Source organism: Hydrococcus rivularis NIES-593 (genome assembly GCF_001904635.1).
In the GTDB taxonomy this organism is placed as follows: domain Bacteria; phylum Cyanobacteriota; class Cyanobacteriia; order Cyanobacteriales; family Microcystaceae; genus Hydrococcus; species Hydrococcus rivularis.
The window spans coordinates 1-19,205 of record NZ_MRCB01000007.1 but is presented as its reverse complement, the minus strand read 5'-3'; the positions used below and the strand labels follow the sequence as shown (position 1 = coordinate 19,205).

General features: G+C 44.4%; 19 protein-coding genes and 2 pseudogenes. 11 read left to right on the top strand and 10 right to left on the bottom strand.

The window, feature by feature from the left end:
* The first annotated feature begins 93 nt into the window (after positions 1–93).
* The 3 genes from NIES593_RS07895 (at position 94) to NIES593_RS07885 (ending at position 3,084) form a co-directional block, all read left to right on the top strand.
* Positions 94–1,098 carry a DMT family transporter gene (locus NIES593_RS07895; protein WP_073599063.1) on the top strand — a complete coding sequence of 335 codons (1,005 nt, stop codon included), beginning with the start codon at positions 94–96 and terminating at the stop codon, positions 1,096–1,098.
* 416 nt (positions 1,099–1,514) lie between these two features.
* Complete coding sequence (locus NIES593_RS07890; protein WP_073599062.1) at positions 1,515–2,246, top strand: lysophospholipid acyltransferase family protein; 732 nt, start codon at positions 1,515–1,517, stop codon at positions 2,244–2,246.
* A 508-nt stretch (positions 2,247–2,754) separates the two neighbouring features.
* The gene (locus NIES593_RS07885; protein WP_073599061.1) at positions 2,755–3,084 is read left to right on the top strand and encodes a hypothetical protein; all 330 of its coding nucleotides are present in this window, start codon (positions 2,755–2,757) and stop codon (positions 3,082–3,084) included.
* A gap of 30 nt (positions 3,085–3,114) precedes the next feature.
* Here the strand turns inward: NIES593_RS07885 and NIES593_RS07880 are convergent, their stop codons facing one another.
* The 4 genes from NIES593_RS07880 to NIES593_RS25765 all read right to left on the bottom strand — a co-directional run bounded on the left by NIES593_RS07880 (position 3,115) and on the right by NIES593_RS25765 (position 5,988).
* Entirely contained in the window at positions 3,115–4,515 is a 1,401-nt protein-coding gene (locus NIES593_RS07880; protein ID WP_083602379.1) for a cytochrome P450, read from the bottom strand.
* A gap of 135 nt (positions 4,516–4,650) precedes the next feature.
* Positions 4,651–4,833: a hypothetical protein gene (locus tag NIES593_RS07875; protein ID WP_073599059.1), complete on the bottom strand. Its 183-nt coding sequence runs from the start codon at positions 4,831–4,833 to the stop codon at positions 4,651–4,653.
* A gap of 17 nt (positions 4,834–4,850) precedes the next feature.
* Positions 4,851–5,729 (bottom strand): alpha/beta fold hydrolase, encoded by an 879-nt coding sequence (locus NIES593_RS07870; protein WP_073599058.1) that lies wholly within the window; start codon positions 5,727–5,729, stop codon positions 4,851–4,853.
* 55 nt (positions 5,730–5,784) lie between these two features.
* Positions 5,785–5,988 carry a YqhA family protein gene (locus NIES593_RS25765; RefSeq protein WP_073599057.1) on the bottom strand — a complete coding sequence of 68 codons (204 nt, stop codon included), beginning with the start codon at positions 5,986–5,988 and terminating at the stop codon, positions 5,785–5,787.
* Between the two features lie 408 nt (positions 5,989–6,396).
* Between NIES593_RS25765 and NIES593_RS23210 the strand changes: the two genes are divergently transcribed.
* Together NIES593_RS23210 and NIES593_RS07860 are read left to right on the top strand one after the other, a co-directional pair.
* A complete protein-coding gene (locus NIES593_RS23210) occupies positions 6,397–6,630 on the top strand; it encodes a hypothetical protein (protein ID WP_083602377.1) in 234 nt (77 codons plus the stop codon).
* Positions 6,624–7,103, top strand: coding sequence for a hypothetical protein (locus NIES593_RS07860; RefSeq protein ID WP_083602375.1), 480 nt, complete (start codon positions 6,624–6,626; stop codon positions 7,101–7,103). Before NIES593_RS23210 ends, NIES593_RS07860 begins: the two co-directional genes overlap by 7 nt.
* 89 nt (positions 7,104–7,192) lie before the next feature.
* On the opposite strand, the gene sppA is transcribed toward NIES593_RS07860, so the two are convergent.
* The gene (gene sppA / locus NIES593_RS07855; RefSeq protein ID WP_073599056.1) at positions 7,193–8,998 is read right to left on the bottom strand and encodes a signal peptide peptidase SppA; all 1,806 of its coding nucleotides are present in this window, start codon (positions 8,996–8,998) and stop codon (positions 7,193–7,195) included.
* A gap of 42 nt (positions 8,999–9,040) precedes the next feature.
* Complete coding sequence (gene fni / locus NIES593_RS07850; RefSeq protein ID WP_073599055.1) at positions 9,041–10,069, bottom strand: type 2 isopentenyl-diphosphate Delta-isomerase; 1,029 nt, start codon at positions 10,067–10,069, stop codon at positions 9,041–9,043.
* A 258-nt stretch (positions 10,070–10,327) separates the two neighbouring features.
* On the opposite strand from fni, the gene NIES593_RS07845 reads away from it, so the two are divergent.
* Together NIES593_RS07845 and NIES593_RS24010 are read left to right on the top strand one after the other, a co-directional pair.
* Positions 10,328–12,379: an NAD(P)H-quinone oxidoreductase subunit 5 gene (locus NIES593_RS07845; RefSeq protein WP_073599054.1), complete on the top strand. Its 2,052-nt coding sequence runs from the start codon at positions 10,328–10,330 to the stop codon at positions 12,377–12,379.
* Between the two features lie 226 nt (positions 12,380–12,605).
* Complete coding sequence (locus NIES593_RS24010) at positions 12,606–12,764, top strand: hypothetical protein (RefSeq protein WP_175561072.1); 159 nt, start codon at positions 12,606–12,608, stop codon at positions 12,762–12,764.
* A gap of 9 nt (positions 12,765–12,773) precedes the next feature.
* On the opposite strand, the gene NIES593_RS07840 is transcribed toward NIES593_RS24010, so the two are convergent.
* The 3 genes from NIES593_RS07840 to NIES593_RS07830 form a co-directional block, all read right to left on the bottom strand.
* Positions 12,774–13,166 (bottom strand): hypothetical protein, encoded by a 393-nt coding sequence (locus tag NIES593_RS07840; protein ID WP_083602373.1) that lies wholly within the window; start codon positions 13,164–13,166, stop codon positions 12,774–12,776.
* Positions 13,167–13,261: 95 nt separating this feature from the next.
* Positions 13,262–13,498 carry a hypothetical protein gene (locus NIES593_RS07835; protein WP_073599193.1) on the bottom strand — a complete coding sequence of 79 codons (237 nt, stop codon included), beginning with the start codon at positions 13,496–13,498 and terminating at the stop codon, positions 13,262–13,264.
* A gap of 265 nt (positions 13,499–13,763) precedes the next feature.
* Positions 13,764–15,260, bottom strand: a complete 1,497-nt coding sequence (locus NIES593_RS07830; protein WP_073599053.1) for a TM0106 family RecB-like putative nuclease — start codon at positions 15,258–15,260, stop codon at positions 13,764–13,766.
* Between the two features lie 111 nt (positions 15,261–15,371).
* On the opposite strand from NIES593_RS07830, the gene NIES593_RS07825 reads away from it, so the two are divergent.
* The 4 genes and pseudogenes from NIES593_RS07825 to NIES593_RS07810 form a co-directional block, all read left to right on the top strand.
* Positions 15,372–16,565, top strand: a complete 1,194-nt coding sequence (locus tag NIES593_RS07825) for an aminotransferase class V-fold PLP-dependent enzyme (protein ID WP_073599052.1) — start codon at positions 15,372–15,374, stop codon at positions 16,563–16,565.
* Positions 16,566–16,666: 101 nt separating this feature from the next.
* The gene (locus tag NIES593_RS07820; RefSeq protein WP_217651846.1) at positions 16,667–16,909 is read left to right on the top strand and encodes a hypothetical protein; all 243 of its coding nucleotides are present in this window, start codon (positions 16,667–16,669) and stop codon (positions 16,907–16,909) included.
* Between the two features lie 145 nt (positions 16,910–17,054).
* Positions 17,055–18,071, top strand: a complete 1,017-nt coding sequence (locus tag NIES593_RS07815) for a mechanosensitive ion channel family protein (protein ID WP_073599051.1) — start codon at positions 17,055–17,057, stop codon at positions 18,069–18,071.
* A pseudogene (locus NIES593_RS07810) lies at positions 18,068–18,442 on the top strand (DUF2254 family protein); the annotation flags it as partial. The gene NIES593_RS07815 and the pseudogene NIES593_RS07810, both read left to right, overlap by 4 nt.
* Positions 18,443–18,656: 214 nt before the next feature.
* Here the strand turns inward: NIES593_RS07810 and NIES593_RS07805 are convergent.
* A pseudogene (locus NIES593_RS07805) lies at positions 18,657–18,872 on the bottom strand (GTP-binding protein); the annotation flags it as partial.
* Positions 18,873–19,205 lie beyond the last annotated feature (333 nt).

Here is a 19,205-nt window from a genome sequence, read left to right as displayed (position 1 = left end):
ATGATTAACAAAAATATACAATTAGTTAAGATCGATTAAATAAAATTAAAAATTATTTGTTGTTCGATCGCCAACCTCATCCAACCGAGACTAATGAACCGGAAGCTCTCAAAACCCAACTTAATCGAATCGCCAATCTTGCTAATTTCTCCTTTCTTTCTCTGGGGAACTGCGATGGTAGCGATGAAAGGTACCCTCGCTAATACAACGCCGCTATTCCTAGCTGGCGTGCGCTTGCTACCAGCAGGATTGCTCGTCCTAGCCATGGCAGCCATTTTGGGACGACCGCAACCCAAAGGCTGGAAAGCTTGGCTGTGGATCGGTTTGTTCGCTTTGCTCGACGGAGCCATGTTTCAAGGCTTTCTTGCCGAGGGGTTAGTGAGAACGGGGGCTGGTTTGGGTTCGACGATTATCGATTCTCAACCCCTAGCCGTGGCACTGATGTCGAGTTGGTTGTTTGGAGAAGTCATCGGGTTATGGGGTTGGCTTGGATTAGTCATTGGCATTGCAGGCATTAGCTTAATTGGGTTGCCCGACGAGTGGTTTTTGCATGGATTGCCAGTTCAATCTTTTCTCTCGTCCTTTAGCTGGCAAAATCTCTTTGATAGCGGCGAGTGGTTGATGCTGCTAGCTTCGCTGTCAATGGCAGTGGGAACGGTTAGTATTCGCTTCGTCTGTCGCCATGCCGATCCCGTAACGGCTACGGGGTGGCATATGGTGTTAGGGGGATTGCCGCTATTTTTTCTCTCTGGAATTTACGAATCGCAACAGTGGACGCAGATTAACCCAGAAGGTTGGCTAGCATTAGGATATGCAACGATCTTTGGCAGCGCGATCGCCTACGGGATCTTTTTCTTCCTCGCCTCTAAAGGCAATCTCACCAGTCTCAGTGCCCTTACTTTTCTAACTCCTGTTTTTGCCCTCTCTTTTGGCAACCTCTTTTTATCGGAAGTTCTCAGTCCCTTGCAATGGATTGGTGTTTGTTTAACCCTGATTAGCATTTATCTCATCAACCAACGAGAGAAAATCGCTCGGCAATTGCGCTCCTGGAAACTAATACCTTCCTTTCTCAGCTCCGAAAAAGCTGAATACCGATAAGATCGGATTAGTTTGAATACTTATCAAAAGCTCGTTGTCTCATACCGATCGCAACGCAGTGAAGTGAAGAAGCTGGCAGATCTTCACTTCGTTGGGAATGACAATTAATTATCCGAACTTAGTTGACTGACAGAACTCAAATCGCCCTCACCCCAACCCCTCTCCCGCTCTGGGAGAGTAGCTCTCAAGTTAAGACTTTAGACTGAAATCCCTTCGCTCTTTGTGGGAGAAGGGATTTAGGGATGAGGAAACAAAGATTTGTCAGTCAACCCGATCCGAACTCGATATAACCCGGTTTTGCAATTTAAATTTATTCTTTTAGATTGAGTTGACACCCATAGAACTGTCCCTATGGAATATGCCATTTCTGTTCCAACAACTTAAGGTAGAGATAGGAACCCCAAGTCAAGTCACCAATGGTACAATTCGTCTCTTCACCGGAACCTTCAGAGCTAATTAATTCTCGCATTAACCCTTGCTTGATTCGCTTGGCGTATCCGCTAGGGTGCTATGTTGTCATGCCGCTATTTTTCGGACGGATAGAAGTTATAGGACGAGAAAATGTCCCTCAAACAGGCCCCGTCCTAGTCGCACCAACCCATCGTTCTCGCTGGGATGCTCTTATTGTTCCATATGCTATTGGTCGTCTGGCGAGCGGGCGCGACTTGCGGTTTATGGTTACGATTGATGAATATCACAGACCCGTACAAGGCTGGTTTATTCGACAACTGGGAGGATTTCCCATCGATACCAAGCGCCCAGGAATTAGCAGCTTGCATCATAGCGTCGAGCTGCTGCGGGCGGGTGAGATGCTGGTAATTTTTCCAGAAGGCGCTCCTGGCGGTAAAATTTATCGAGGGGAAACGGTCCATCCTATCAAACGCGGTGTTGCTCGCATTGCCCTAGAAGTAGAATTGGCTCAACCGGGCAGTGGGATTAAAATTTTACCGATCGCTATTAAGTACAGTCAGCCATATCCGAGCTGGGGAAGCAACGTCGCCGTTACGATTGGCGAACCCATCGATGTTGCCGATTACAGCAGCGCTTCAATTAAGAAAAGCTCGCAAGCGCTAACCAACGCGCTAGAATCAGCACTTAGAGAACTCTACGAAGGCACGAGCCAAGCAATGCCGATGGCGACAGTATAATTCTACAGAACCTTCAACAATAGATAGATTTCTGGCATAAATGTGATTCGATCTCATGCCAGGACGCAAAGGCGCAAAGGATTAAGATAAAATCATGACTTTTGCAAGAAGTCTAATCAGTTAGCGATTCCGGAAAAACTCTGCTAGCTGGTGGATTTCTACTGAAGGGGAGCGAACTTAATTTGTCGAGGTAGAACCTCGTTCTTCTCGATAACAGGGCTGCTGCCTTCAGGTTTTCTCTACATGGTGCCAGATCTGAGATCGCACTATCCTACCTCCCATTGGAATTCTAAATTCTTCTCTAACGATTCCTAGAAGGACTGGTAGGGTTACTACGATGAAATTAATCGTTTCCCCCCAAATCGAGATTGCACCCTTTTACGGGATGCCGAGTTTGCCGAGTGCTTCTAAAACTAGGATTTTAGTCCAGTTTTTTGCTCGGATAGCTAGAAATTTTCGAGCTTAGTTTCTAGCAATAAAACGATTCTGAAATTAGAGGAGGTTTTTCATGAGTTGCCATCTAATCTGGCTAGTGCCACTGTTGTTAGGAGTGCTGCCATTGCCTGCTGGGGCATTTCCATCGGATGATGAAATTGCTGTTTTAGCCGAACGCTTTTGCCAATTAGAAAGCGCCTCCCCACAAGACTACGAAAAGGTATTTATCGAAGAATTTAACAAATGGATTAACAGCGGCAGCGTGACGATCGAAGAAGTAGAAGATGAGGCAAATAATCAAGCCCTGGGAGAAGCGGTTGGCGATCGCTTGGGAGTTCATATGGCGCAGAAATGCCCGCGTAAGATTCAAGAGTTGCAAGCACTTGGCATTTTTGGCAATTAGGTGTACGCGTCGCGTCTATAAAAAGCTTTACTATTGCGCCACTGCCTCTTTTTTTACTGGTTTGGGTTCGATCGCTCGCGTAGCGCGATCGCGTTTTCCTGTCAGCACCATCCGAACCCCACTATCGGGCGCAATGGTTAAACCGCGACGTTGGGGCTTGACGGGTTTGTTGTCTGCCAAAGCCAGTTGATAGCGAGATAAAATCGTCGCCAATACTAATTTCATTTCTAACTGTGCCAAAGCATAGCCCAAACAGCGGCGATTTCCGCCCCCAAAGGGAAGATATTCGTAAGGAGAATACTGCCGTTCTAAAAATCGCTCTGGTTTAAATTGTTTCGATTGAGGATAAAGGTCTTCTCGATGATGGACGAGATAAATGCACGATGCTAACATCGTTCCGGGGGCAAAGGAACGTCCCATAATTTCTACTGGCTTTCTGGGCAAGCGGAAAAAAGCAATGGGGACGATTGGGTAAATTCGCAGCGTTTCTTGACAGACAGCACTCAGATAGGGAAGTTGATAAATTGCCATCGGATCTGGATTCTCTCCTAAACTATCGAGTTCTTGCAGAAGTTTTTCGCGCACCTCCGGCAACTTATGAATCCAGTAAAACGCCCATGCTAATGCTGTAGCAGTCGTTTCATGTCCCGCTACTAACAGCGTCATCATTTCATCTTTCAATTCTTCATCACTCATCGGCTCTCCATTCTCATCGCGAGCCAACAGCATTAAACTGAGAATGTCATTGCCCGGAATTTCCCTGTCAGCGCGTCTTTCATCAATCTCCGCTTGCAGCAAGTCGTAAATTTCCTGTTTGCGCTGCTCCATTCTTCTCCAAGGACTCCACGCGCCCCAATCTCGCTGTAGGAATTTGAAAAATAAAATGCTCGAACGTAGCGGAGAACCCGTCAGATCGAGCATAGCTGCCAAAAGTGGCTTGAGTTGTTGGTATCTCTCGCCTTCATATAAACCGAATACGGCTTGTAAGATAACCTCTAAGGTAATATCTTGCATTGCCGAGCGAGCAATAAATGAATTTCCCTCCGTCCATTGACTGGCTACTTTTTCGCTAATCTCGCAGATGATTTGACCGTAAGCTTGCAATCTTTCTCCATGAAAAGGCGGCATTAATAACTTGCGCTGGCGCTTGTGGCGATCGCCGTCGAGCAATAATAAAGAGTTATCCCCTACTAGGGGTCGTACAATGTTATTTGCACTCCCCGAATCGAATAGTTTGGCATCGACGCTTAAAATCTCCTGAATTCCTTGAGGATTGCTGATAATTACGAAGGGAGCAAATCCTCTCAATTTTATGGTAAATACTTCTCCGTAGCGTCTTGCTCCTGCTTCTAAATAAGCTAGCGGATCTGCAATCCATTTAATTAGTTCCCACCAAGCAAAACTTTCAGATCCGTCGGGCAGTTTACTCACGATTGTTTTTCCTCAATGCTTTTTCTAATCTAATCAGAGATTTGATTGCAGACAACTTTATAATTGTTCGGGAAGATACAATCCGAGCAGCGCTAAAATTCAAAGTAGGATCGATAATCGCCGCTAACCCGTCGATTAAACTAGCGGTTCTGTTCGTTTTATAGGCACTTCGGGAGCGCGTTGAATTCGCTCGATCGAATAGCCTTGTTTTTCTATGTCTTGCACAAAGCGATCGCGATCGACTGGTTCTGGCGGCTGAGCTATTGACTCTTCTTGTCCGGATTTTCTCATTTTTTTAAGTTTAGATTGTTTTCCCATAACTTTTTCCTCCGAATTTATCCTTGAGAACTTTCCAAAAATTCTCGTATATACTGATTGACTAATTGCGGCTGTTCTTGTTGCACCCAATGACTGCAATTGGGAATATATTTAATCGTTAAATTTCTTACAAAAGCTTCCGTTTTATAGGTTAATTCTTTTCCCAACGCAGCATCATTTTCTCCCCAAATCATTAAAGTTGGTACTTCTAAAACTCCCCAGCTTTTTTGAAAATTTTGAAATATTTCCCTAGAAATATTTCGATAATAATTCAACATAGCTGTTAAAGCTCCTCGTTTAGCAGCAGCATCTTTATAGGCTTCTAAATCGGATTGAGTAAAGGCACTTTTATCAACCATCGTATTGGTAAAAATAGAACCAATGAGTTGATAATCGTTTGCTTGTAAAACAAACTCTGGTAAGAAAGGTACTTGGAAGAAGAACATATACAAACTTTTTAGTAATTGTTGAGGTGTGCGAAGTCCATCACTAATTTTTGCTGGATGGGCAATATTTAGAACAATTAATTTATCGACCATTTGAGGATAATCATAAGCAAAATTCCAAGCAATTAATCCACCCCAATCGTGTCCGACTAAAATGCAACTTTCGTAGCCCAATCCTTTAATTACTCCCTCTATATCTTTGAGTAATTCTTTGGTCACATAAGCTTCTACTTCTTTAGGTTTATCACTCTCGTTATACCCTCTCAAGTCGAGAGCAACGACTTTATAGTCTTTGGCAAATTCAGGAATTTGATGCCGCCAGGAATACCAAAATTCAGGGAAGCCATGTAACATTAAAATTAATTGACCTTCCCCTTGAGTAATGTAATGGAGTTTGATTCCATTAGTGGTAATAAAATCGTGTTTCCAAGATCCTTCTAGTACAGACATCGAGCTAATTTTCCTCCGTTTTTTGATTGTAAATTAGCCTTAAAGACGGCGATTTTTATAATAATCTAATTAAGTAACGATCGACTCCGCCGATAATGTAGCCAACTATCTCAGCAACCTGACCACATTTTCCTTCATTAAAACAAAAATTAAGACGAATTCCGTGGAAAATTTCCAGGCTTCCCAGGACAAAAAAGTTTAAAGGACTCAACAGACAAAAAAGGATGGGTAAGAGGGTAAAAAAGCGAAAATTCCACAAACAGGTTTCAAAAACTTGCTCAAGTCGATTTTTAGATATGATGGCAAAAGCGCGAAATTTAACTGGAATCTTTCTCGAATACTAATACCATTTTTCATTCATTAATGACACAGATAGTCGATCGCCCTCACCCCAACTCCTCTCCCAGTTTGGGAGAGGGGAAAAAGATGTCGATCGCGAAAACCTGAAAATTGGTATAACCGGAGAAAAGCGAGCCAGACCGTTTATGCGTTTATGAGTGTAGTTTTTTACATTTTGCCTTTAAGAGAATACAAAGTTGCATTTATAGAAGTCACAACTTTTATCGAATTTTCTCAATATAAGTAGCCGACAATCGGCAATGGCTTCCTCACAAGTTCCTCAAACCATTAATCTATTCTGAAAAATAAATAGAAAGGATAACAAACGATGTTAAAGATAATTCGTCGTAGCCAAATCATTGGCTTAATAACAAAAGAAAACGAAGATAATTCCCCTTTCGATCGCGTGCAAGAAGTCTGGAGCGATCCGACAGGGCGAGTAGCGTATTTAGCTTGTACTAAGGGATATACGCGCGTGCAGCAAATCTCACACATAGATGCCGATACAGTATTCGTTCATGATTGCTGGCGAGATGAATCTCCCGCCCATCTTCGTTGGTAGAAGATTTCCTCTTTAACGGGCAAACGGGAGAAATTGCTGCTTTCGTCTTAGAGGGCGATCTTGCCGCTTTCTTTAGCGGACGGGCAGTATTATTTCCCCAGGATATAGAGGGAATTCAAGCTGAAGCGATTGTTCTTAAAGACGGTGCCGAAAAACGCCTTCAAAGTGAATCTGAGGGACTTAAGGGCTTCTTGAGCGCAAAAAAATCGCAGGTTAGACGATTAGTTAAGTGCTTGAGCGATCGCTTATATGCTCTCGTTTCTTCAGACGATCGTCCCGAAGTTGTCCGCATCAAAATTAAAATTGTCAGCGAGGAACTGGCAATCTCTGGTCGGTACGACAAAAACGCTCTCGCTGAAGCAACAGAATTTGTACAACAGCACTGGGCAAGCATTGAGTATGACCTCAATCGACCCAAACAATGGGCTAAATGGGCTGTGGAAAAAGCTTGGCAGCAAATTACTAGCAAGTAGCGTTCTCTTGACGAAACCATTAGCGATCGCGCTGTTCGGAGAGGTTATCGTTATCATGCGACGAGCGATCGCGCCGAAGACAGAGATGTTTATTTTATCGACCAATTGAATGGAAGACGAGAATAGATTCCTTGAGGATCGTTAAGAGTTTGGAGAGTTGCCAGCTCTTCTTTAAACTTGAGAAATTCAACCGTTAGCGGGTCATGAGATGGTGCGGTTTTTGTTTGCTCGGTACCCAATAGCCTTTCGAGCAATTCGGCTTCAAAACTGCGCTTAGCCGGATATTCTTCTACTTCCCAATCGTCGCCGAGATTGGCTTGATTGGCAGCTTCTTGAATGGCTGCCTCTATGCCGCCAATTTGGTCTACTAAGCCAATTTTTTTGGCATCTTCTCCCGACCAAACCCGTCCCTGAGCAATTTGGGCGACTCTTTCTTTGGGCATGTTGCGAGACTTGGCTACTTTGTCGAGAAACATTTCATAGATTTGGTTAACAGAACGCTGAAGAATGGCTAACTCCTCTTTGGTTTTCGGACGAGTTGCCGTATCTAGATCGGCTAGACGTGCGGTTTTGACGATATCCCAGCTAATGCCGTTGTTGTTGGCAATTTCCTGCAAGTTAAACAAAAGACCAAAAACGCCAATAGAACCCGTAATCGTGCTTCCCTCAGCAAAAATCCGATTGCCGCCAGTGGCTATCCAGTAGCCGCCAGAAGCCGCTACATCTCCCATAGAGACGATAACGGGTTTTTGCTCGCGCAGCAGTTGAACTTCGCGTAGAATAATTTCGGAAGCGGTGGCACTGCCTCCCGGACTATTGATTCGCAAGACGACAGCTTTGACATCCTCGTTTTGTTTAAGTTTGTGCAATTCTTTGGCAAAGCGATCGCCCCCAATTTCTTGTATGGCTCCTTCGCCGCTAACAATCGCTCCTTCTGCATAGAGAACGGCAATTTTATTGCGAGAAGATTTCTTTTGGGCTTCTGTGACCTTAGCGCCTGCATAAGCTGGCAAATCTATCTGACGAAAGGTTTTTAACCCTTCTTCTTTCTCTTCGCCAGTCATTTGTTTGAGGTCTTCTAGGACGTTATCGAAATAGGCAACGCGATCGATCAGTCCTGCCGTGCGAGCCTCTTCTGGGTCTAAAATCCCTTTCGTTTCGGCAAATTGCTGTAACTTTTGCGCGGGGACTTTTCGACTTTTCTCGACAGTATTGAGAAAGTCCCCCCAAAGATCGTCGAGTAGAGCTTTGATTTGTTGTCGATTTTCCGGGCTGAGATTTGGTCTTGTGTAGGGTTCTACGGCTGATTTGTAACTGCCGACTCGAACCACTTGCACGCCAATCCCATATTTTTTAAAAGCATCGGCTAAAAATAGAGGTTGCGAACTCAGTCCGTTAACTTCGATCGCTCCCATTGGATTGAGAGTACTGGTATCGGCAACTGAGGTTAAATAATACTCTTGCTCGCTGACATCTACGTCGTAAGCAATAATTTTTTTGCCGGCAGCGCGGAAACGCTCCAAAGCCATGCGGACTTCTTTGAGGGTAGCATAGCCATTACTGGTGCCCGCCTTTCTCCCATCTAGGAAAATCGCCACAATTCGCGGATCTTTCGTTGCTTTGTCGATCGCGTCGAGGACTTGGCGCAGCGTTACAGTTGGCGTTGGTTCTTCTGAAAAAGCTTGAGAGAGAGTAGACGGAGGCTGGGTATCGCTAATCTGCGTTGATAGGTCAAAAACCAGAACCGTTTTATTTTTAACCGTCGGTCCGCTCTCTGTTAGGACAGCTGCAATTAATAGTAAAACTAATCCGCTCGTCCCAAGAGCAAAAAAAAGAATCAGTCCGGCAAAACTGCCGATTAGACTGGCATAGATTTGTTTGAGAAATTGACCCATTTGAATGATGAATTCTAGCAGTTGAATTGTGAAAGATTATTCTTATGCTAACTTTTGTAGGGCATTGGCGCGTCTTAGCGCTCTGAGATTGGCATTGCCCGTACAGAATAGCACGGTGGTTATTTCTGCCATCAGCAGTTGCACGGTTTCGTGAAGGCTCTCTATTGATTGAGACGCTGCTTGCAAAAAGGGTAGGGCTAAACCTGCAATGTCTGCCCCCAGCGCGATCGCTTTGGCTGCTTCGAGACCGTTACGCAGTCCCCCAGAGGCAATCAGGGGAATGGTCGGGTAATGCTGACGGATATCGACGATGCATTCTGCGGTCGGAATGCCCCAATCGGCAAAGGTTCTTCCCAATTCTCGCTGTAGGGGCTTCTCGGCACGTTCGCTTTCTACTTTCGCCCAAGAAGTGCCGCCTGCCCCAGCGACATCGATCGCGCTCACGCCCGCCTCGATCAACTTTTGCGCCATTGTCGCCGAGATCCCGTTTCCAACTTCTTTGGCAATTACGGGTACTGATATTTTTGAGCACAAAGTGTTAATTTTGTCAAGAATCCCTTTGAAATTGGTATCTCCTTTAGATTGAATGCACTCTTGTAGGGGATTGAGATGCAAAATGAGAGCATCTGCCGCTAAAAAATCGACCACCTGCAAGCATTGCTCTAAACCGTAAGTATAGTTGAGTTGTACGGCTCCGAGATTGGCAAACAGAAGGATATCGGGAGCGAGCGATCGCACGGCAAACGTATCGGCGACTTCTGGTTTTTCCAGGGCAATTCGCTGGGAACCGACTCCCATCGCCAACTTATAAATCTGAGCGATTTGAGCAAGTCGATAGTTGATCGTTTTTGCCTGCTCGGTTCCTCCCGTCATGGACGAAATTAGCAGCGGTGCGCCCAGCGACTTGCCCAAAAAGGTCGTCGTAATATCGATCTCGCTCAGATTTAACTCTGGCAAACAACAGTGGGTAAAGCGATAGCGTTCAAATCCATTGGTAATCCGGCAAGCTTGAACGTCTTCTTCCAGACAAATCCGCAAGTGATCGGCTTTGCGCGTCTGGGTGTTACTCATAGCAGTTATCGGTTATCGGTGATTAGTTATCAATTATCAGCGAAGGGGGAACCAGCAACCAAGTTTTTTTAAAGCCAACGATAATGCGATCGCGCTTTGGTAAGAATCCGATGACACGGGTTTCGACCCACAGTAAGAAGACAGGCTTGATTGGAATAATTAATACTAAGCATAAACACTTCATTAAGGAATTTCATGTGTCACAATTGTTAGCGTTATTAACAAAATAGTGAAGCGACATAAAGTAGGCATTACATAATGGAATGGCTTTATCAATATGCCTGGTTGATTCCCTTCCTCCCCTTGGTAGGAGCGATGGTGGTCGGATCGGGTCTAATCTCTCTAAATCAAGCTACCAATCGTCTCCGGCGAGTTAATTCCGTATTCATCGTCTCCTTGCTCGGAGCGAGCATGGTACTATCCTTTGCCTTACTGTGGAGCCAAATTCACGGTCACGCCGATTATAGCCGCTCAATTGAATGGGCAGCAGCGGGAAACTTCCATCTCTCAATGGGATACGTTATCGACCATCTCAGTTCCCTGATGCTAGTCATCGTGACTACGGTTGCCTTTCTGGTGATGGTCTATACCGATGGTTACATGGCTCACGATCCGGGTTATGTACGCTTCTATGCTTATTTGAGCCTTTTCGCCTCCTCGATGCTGGGGCTGGTGATTAGTCCCAACCTAGTACAGATTTACATCTTCTGGGAACTGGTTGGCATGTGTTCCTACCTTCTGGTCGGTTTCTGGTACGATCGCAAATCAGCTGCCGATGCTGCTCAAAAAGCTTTTGTCGTCAACCGCGTTGGCGACTTCGGCTTATTGTTAGGAATCCTCGGTTTGTACTGGGCAACGAGCAGCTTTGACTTTGGCATCATCGGAGAACGCTTAGAAGGATTAGTATCCTCTGGCGCGTTAGGGTCTGGTTTAGCAGCTCTCTTTGCCATACTGGTCTTTTTGGGACCCGTGGCTAAGTCGGCTCAATTTCCCCTCCACGTCTGGCTGCCGGACGCGATGGAAGGTCCTACGCCCATCTCTGCCCTCATCCATGCCGCGACGATGGTAGCTGCTGGGGTCTTTTTGATCGCTCGCATGTATCCGGTGTTTGAACCGATTCCTGCCGCAATGAATGTCATTGCTTGGACGGGGGCCTTCACCGCCTTCTTGGGAGCAACCATCGCCCTTACCCAGAATGACATTAAAAAAGGCTTGGCTTATTCCACCATTTCCCAGTTGGGTTACATGGTCATGGCAATGGGATTTGGGGCTTATACGGCAGGTTTATTTCACCTAATGACCCACGCCTATTTCAAAGCGATGCTGTTCCTCTGTTCCGGTTCTGTGATTCACGGAATGGAAGGAGTTGTCGGGCACGATCCCGTTTTGGCGCAAGATATGCGCCTGATGGGCGGTTTGCGCAAGTATATGCCCATTACAGCTCTGACTTTTCTGATTGGAACGCTGGCGATTTGCGGAATTCCGCCCTTTGCAGGATTCTGGTCGAAGGATGAAATCCTCGGACTTGCTTTTAACGCCAATCCGTTTTTATGGTTTATTGGCTGGTTTACGGCAGGACTGACGGCATTTTATATGTTCCGCATGTACTTCATGACCTTTGAAGGCGGATTTCGTGGCAACGATGCGTCCATCAAGCAAAAACTTTTAGCTGCCGCGGGCGTGGCAACTCCTGCTTTTGGTCCTGGGGCGATGGATGTCAAGGAATTGGAACATGAAGCTCGCGGATCTCATTCTCGCGGTCATAGCACATCCCCCCACGAGTCTCCCATAACGATGACGCTGCCTCTGGTGCTTCTAGCAGTTCCATCCGTTTTGGTTGGCTTGGTTGGTAAACCTTGGGATAATGTTTTTGAGGAATTTATTTATGCCCCAGGCGAAGCACTAGAAAAAGTCACTCACTTTGACTGGACTGAATTCTATATTATGGCAGGCAGTTCTGTCGGGATCGCTCTGATTGGCATCACTATTGCCTCGCTAATGTATCTCCAGAAGAAAATCGATCCAGCCGCGATCGCCAAGAAATATCCCGCTCTCTATCAATTCTCTCTCAATAAATGGTATTTCGATGACATTTACGATCGCGTCTTCGTGCAAGGATGCCGTCGTCTTGCCCGACAAATCATGGAAGTGGACTATCGCGTCATCGACGGTGCGGTCAACTTAACGGGTTTAGCCACCATCCTTAGTGGAGAAGGATTGAAATACCTAGAAAACGGTCGCGCCCAATTCTATGCCCTAATCATTTTTGCAGCCGTTTTGGGCTTTGTCATTTTGTTTAGTGTTGTCTAAAGTTGTGAGCGACGCTAGCAATTGCGGGGGCATTTTGCTCCCGTTATTTTTTTGTCCTTTGTCCTTTGTCACTTGTCAAAAGTCCTTTTCTTTTTACCTTTTCCCAAGCAAAGCTTTTATCCCCCGTTCGCGATCGCGGGCGATGAGTTTACCATTGTTTCAACATTGGCTCGGTCAAAAACTATCGTAATGTAATAAGATCTGACAAATTACCGAACGAACCTCTATGTGGATAGTCTGCAAGCAAGTCGGTCTATTTACGCATTATTTGACTCCCTCTGGCACCTTTCAACCTGGATTAGAGAGAGCCAGCAAATTCGTCTCTCAACAAATGGCAGAGATAATGGCTAAAAAACACGGAGGAGTTGCCCGTCAGTTAGAGTAAAGTTTTTCTCTAAGATAGGTTTTTTTGTTCGAGCTGCTTGACTCGCTTTTCTAATTTTGCTACTCGCTCTCTCAATTCAATCGTCAAATTAGCCAACCGTTCAAACAAGGGGTCGCTGCGTCCGACGATTCTTCCATCAATCGCTTGTGGAGTAGTAATCTGAGCGGGTTGAGAGGGAAGGCTTGGTTGAATCGTTCGCACGCCCACTCGCCTAGAAGATTCGATTTCTAAGTTATTTATACGCCTTTTAAGATCCTGAATTTCCGAGCGAACGGTGGTATCAGATTGACCCAAAACCCTTTGAGAGCTAATAAAGTGAATGGTAATTCCAATAGAGAACGCAACAAGTAAAATCAGCGAGAATTTGACAATCGATCGACCCAGCCAAGAAGATCTTTTCATAGTTTTAGCCAGAAGAAATTGAGCGGCGATCGCTCTATTTATTTTCCAGCTTAGCTATTTATTCAGAAACTATGCCCTCCTGCTTTTGGCAGAATTTATTTATTGTTGGTTTCGACTCGAACTGGTCTTACCATCGGCGCTCTAAACTTGAGTAAAGCCAACAAGCCGACCAATAGAATCGACCAATGGGCAATAACCAACCCCCAAATTAGACAAGCAATAGCACTGGCAACGGCTAGAACCCAAAAAATATCATTATTTGTGTGCTGATACCAAAGAACGCTTCCTACTGCGACGATTAATAATAAGACCGGAAACATGGGGAGCATCATATCCATCACCTTTTAGTCGCTTGGTAAAGTGGAGCGTCTCAAAGACTTTATTCAATTAAGTCATCAAGGCTTTCGCTTTTCACCATAGCATTCTCTTTTCAAGAGAATGGATAAATCGATTACAAAACTGAAATTTTGTTAGAAATCTTTGCAGAACTTTAAATTAAAGATCGCTCGATCGAATAAATGTTTAGTTTTGTTATTCTTGTCGCCAACTTGGAAAAAGTCAAATCTTGAGAAGATTGCAGAGCTACGATCTCTGAATTCAGATTGATTCGCTTTTTCCCAAAAACTCGACTAGCCAATCTTTTAGTTCAAAAGTAGCGCGGCAGTCGTCTTCATTATAGCGTAAAATTGCTTCTAAAAAGCTGCGATCGCCCGTTTTTAGCCATCGATCGTACCAACAAACGCAGCGATCGCCACTTGCGCCGCGATCGCGCCATTGAAATCCTATCCAATTAGCTAATGCTTTAAGAGAATAACTTTCCACTGGAAAAGTAACAGAATGAATCACTCGCTTATGAAGATCGATGCAGCGCCATAATAATGATTCTATTTGCTTTCTCGGCGTTTTATATAAATGAGCAAGGCGTTTAATCGTTTCTACTTCATATTCAGAAAAGTGAAAAATGGGGGCATGTTCGTAGAAATTAACGACGGCTAGAAATTGATTCCAAATAATTTCTTCTTCTTCCGGTTTTTCTGCCAAAAATGGATAAAAACATTTGCTATTTTTTTGGCGATCGACCAGTAAAATTCCCAACAGATAATCCAGATTGCGTTCTGGTTCTGCTTCGATATCGAAATATAACTCAATAGAAGCAGTGGGAATTGTCTTGCAAACGTCTAAAAACCCATTAGATTTGCGAATCGCTCGATTTTCGACAATGGCTTTAGCTTGTTGTTTTAACTGAGTGGCAACTTCCCTCCCCATTGTCTCGCCCAGATTAATCGGACAAGCATCGGCTAGAGAAGCCACCGTGTCTACGCCGATTGCTTGTAAATATTCGTAGCGACTAGGAGTTACGCCGGGAACGAGAGAGAGATGCTGCTGCGATTGAGCAAGGGTATAACAGTGACCGTACCAATGACATAAGCCGCATCGCTGGCGAGAAATAAAAACTTCGGGTTCTTGACGCGCTAAGAGCATTTGCAGGCATTCTGCCAAAGTCTCTCGCATGCGAGGAAGCCATTCGGCGAGATCGACTGCGTAGCGATTCTGACGACGCAAGACAATCTCGGTAGTAGTGGGTAAAACGCCTTGGATAGTTGCCAGCAATTGAGCATAAAAGGCGGCGATCAGCTTATATTCTGGTTTCGGACGGCGACCTAATTGAATGCTAATCGGCATGTAGCACCAATTGCCAAACTTTGAGAGTCCTGACTGTTTTACCAGTAAATGAGGGGTCCCAAAGAGAATTGGTTCATCGCCTTGGGTACCTAAAACCTTCTCGGATACCAATCCCCAATCTCGGTAGTTAGGCTGGATTAAAACCCCACGGTAAATACAATCTACGCCCTGCTGCATTAATACTTCCGTTTCTTTGGCTTTTGTCTGCCAGTCCTCATCAGAAGCTTGAGGCTGCTGAGAGTTGGGATAAAACTCGGCAAGCACGGTAGCAACGTGGTGTTGGCTTTCTTGTCGGAGTTTCAGAAGAAAATCTCGTTCCGGTTCTCGTTCGTTACTATCTCCATAGAGATTTAAAAAGGCACGACGCGGACAGCGTTTATAATCTAGTAGCAGGGCATCAGTCAGCAGCATTACTTTTAGGAAAAGTTAAGCTTTCCTAGACAATAGGATAAACTTGGGGACACTCAGAACCCTCAATATAGAAGATATCCTCTCTCTCGCTTACTTGACTACATAATTCCCATGCTCGACGCTTTTTCTGCAACGGCTCGCTTAGAAAAATATCGACAAGAGTTTCCCGCACTGGCGCATAAAGTTTATTTGAACTTTGGGGGACAAGGCACATTGTCTCGCATTGCGTTGGGAGCCATTATTGAGACTCACAAATATTTACAAGAACGCGGACCTTTTTCTGTGGAGATCAATGCTTGGATCGTGCAAAAGACAGCTTCTCTGCGAAGTGCGATCGCAAGCGAACTGGGCGTTTCTCCCAAAACGATCGCGTTGACGGAAAACGTGACGGCTGGCTGCAATATCGTTCTGTGGGGCATTGACTGGCAAGTGGGCGATCGCATTTTAATAACCGATTGCGAACATCCTGGAGTCATCGCTATTGTCAAAGAAATTTCGCGGCGTTTTGGAGTAGACATCGATCTCTGTCCGATAATGGCAACGCTCAATGAAGGAGATCCGATTGAAGTTATTTCTCAACATTTACATCCCAAAACTCGTTTGGTCGTTTTGAGTCATTTATTATGGAATACGGGTCAGGTGTTACCATTAGCTGAAATCGTAGGAGTTTGCCATAATTATTCTGGCAGTAATAAACCCGTACAAGTATTAGTCGATGCCGCCCAATCGGTCGGTTCTCTGCCACTAAATTTAACCGAAATTGGCGTTGATTTTTATGCGTTTACCGGTCATAAATGGTTGTGCGGTCCGGCGGGAGTAGGAGGATTATATATTCGTCCCGAAGCTTTTGAGAAACTTCAACCCACATTTATTGGCTGGCGCGGCGTTAATACCAATGAAAAAGGCGAATTAATCGGATGGAAAGGTGACGGACAGCGTTTTGAGATCGCTACTTCTGCTTATCCAGAATATGAAGGGTTGAGAGCCGCGATCGCGCTTCATCAACAATGGGGAACGCCACATGAACGCTATCAACAAATCTGTCAATTAAGCGAATATCTCTGGCTAAGTTTATCGAAAATTAATGGGATTGAGTGTTTAAAAAATTCCCCTCCCCAAGCGGGCTTAGTCTCTTTTCGAGTAACCAATAATAGTTCTCACAAACAACTGGTACAACAATTAGAGAAACAAGGTTTGTTACTCAGAACCATTGCCGAACCCGATTGCATTCGTGCCTGCGTTCATTATTTTACATTGTCGGCAGAAATCGATCGATTAGTTGAGGCAATCAAGCAAATGATTTAGCTTTTTAAATTTTTAGCAAAAAAAGCTTTTTCGATTTGAGAGTTTGAGAAATAAAACGAAATGAGTCAGGAATCGTTAAGAATCATGCGCGATCGGTATTTTTGCATTCACACGATTTAACACCCAAAGTTTACTATCGCATTACTAACAATTGGCTAGAACTGACCGTTCGTTTTGTCGTCAGAGAAAGAGCGACTCGCGATCTTAAAGATGCTGTCAGTCGAGATATTCTCAAAGGTTTTGACAAAGCGGGAATTGGCATTGCCACTACTAGATACAATGTTGTCGGCTTTCCACCTATTCAAATTGAAAATGGCGTGCCTCCTACAGAGGAGCTTCGCTAACAAAATAATTTGTAAATTTGCTCTTAAAAATCAAACTCTAGACAGAGTAATAACGAAGAGATTTTGACTATGATGCTCGTAAATTGCTCGATATTTTCTTAAAAAAGCAAATAATGAAAACGAGCAAAAAATGGCATGAAATACCATGAACTTTCAGGAATCAATTGCGGCAGCATGGGCAAAAATTAGTGGACTAATTAATGGTTTAATTGTTTTGCTGCCAAATATTATCTTAGCCGGAATCGTCTCGATCGCGTTTTTTTTCGCCGCCAGATGGCTGAAGATACTGGTTAAACGCCTCACGAGAAGGCATCGACAAGCGAGAAATCTGGGCATGGTCTTAGGACGATTAGCGCAAGGAACTGTTATTCTCATCGGTTTATTTGTGGCTTTGTCAATTGTTATCCCGACTTTCAAAGCAGGGGATTTAATCCAATTACTCGGAATTAGTGGTGTTGCCATTGGCTTCGCTTTTCGCGATATTTTGCAAAATTTTCTGGCAGGAATTTTAATTCTTTTAACCGAACCATTTCAAATTGACGACCAGATAGTTTTTAAAGAATATGAGGGAACGGTTGAAAATATTCAAACCCGCGCGACGACAATTAAAACCTACGACGGTCGCCGAATTGTGATTCCTAATTCAGAATTGTTTACTAATTCAGTTACTGTAAATACCGCTTTTGAAAGTCGTCGCATGGAATACGATGTTGGCATCGGCTATGGCGACGATCTTGACGAAGCGAAGCGTTTAATTTTAGAAGCGATTCATAGTGTTGAAGGAGTTTTAAGAGATCCATCTCCTGACGTGCTGGTAATGGAACTAGCAGAAAGTACCGTTAATATTCGTGCCCGATGGTGGATTAAACCGCCAAGACGAGCAGACGATCTCGACTCGCGCGATCGCGTTTTAACTGCCATTAAGCATAAGCTAACAGCAAACGGAATCGATCTACCCTTCCCAACCCAACAAATTTTATTCCACGACCAAACCGAAGAGACAGATGGCGATCGCAAATCTCAAAGAGAAGGTTGGCCTTCTGGAAAGAAAGAAGTCCCAAAACCGCGCAGCATCAGCGATTCTTTAATAAAACTCGCTCAAATGCGCTCGTCGAGAAATGACAATACCAAGCAGGCTCAAGCCGAGCATGACGAACCATGAAAAATGTCAAATTCGGTAAAATTTGGGACACGCTCCATTCTAGTTACTGGTTTTTGCCAACCATTTTTGCACTGCTCGCGATCGCGCTAGCATTTACGATGTTATGGCTCGATCGCCAAGGTTATTACGGCCCGATTGAGAAATGGGGTTGGATTTACACTGGCGGAACTGATGGGGCGCGTGAGGTGCTTTCATCGGTGGCTAGTTCCACTATTGGCGTTGCTGGTACAGCCTTTTCAATTACCGTTGTGGCACTTCAGTTAGCTGCTTCCAATTTCGGTCCCAGGTTGCTGCGTAACTTTATGCAGGACATAGGAAATCAACTCGTTCTTGGCACCTTCATTAGCACGTTCATCTATTCCTTAGTGATGTCGCAGTTACTATTCGTTTGTTAGAAGCGATCGCAACGGTAGCTCGTTATACCTCAAACCCAAAAGAACGCGAAATACTGTTGCGTCATGCCGAAATGATTAGACGCGATAGCCAGCAAGCGATATCGGAAGAAATGGACAAAAAAGATATTGAGGAGCGTTATTTAACTATTAAAAAAGAACTTTTAGCATCATGAAGAAAATTAAATACATTCCAGTCAGAAGTCGCGCTACGCTGTGTCCTTTTGGCTTTAACGGCTCCGGCTTCTTGAATGGCTCCGCCGTAAAGCAGTAATTTCTCGGTAAGCGTGGTTTTTCCTGCGTCGGGGTGGGAAATAATGGCAAAGTTACGACGACGAGAGACTTCTTGGTAAATCTGTTCAACAACAGAATTTTTCGACAAAATTGTCGAATTTATATTTGTTTGCATCGGTTAAAGTTTCCTAAAACTACTATAGAAACTAAAGTCTGAGAATCAGAATTAGTCAGTATTGCTTAATTGCACTAATTGGTCAGGCAATGACGAAGCTATTAATTGCCCATTTAGTAAAAATTAAAAAAGCAGTTTTAGGGTGGACACTGAGAGCCAACACTGAAGCTAGATTGACGAATTGTGATTGCACAATACCGATACATGCTTTAAACTGGGAATTCTTGTTAATCCTATAATAACCCTAAGTAATCGGTACTAACTTAAATCAGTTACTTAAAGTCGATTTTGGCTGATGGCGATACCAGCGAACCAGTCGCTTGGACGAAACCC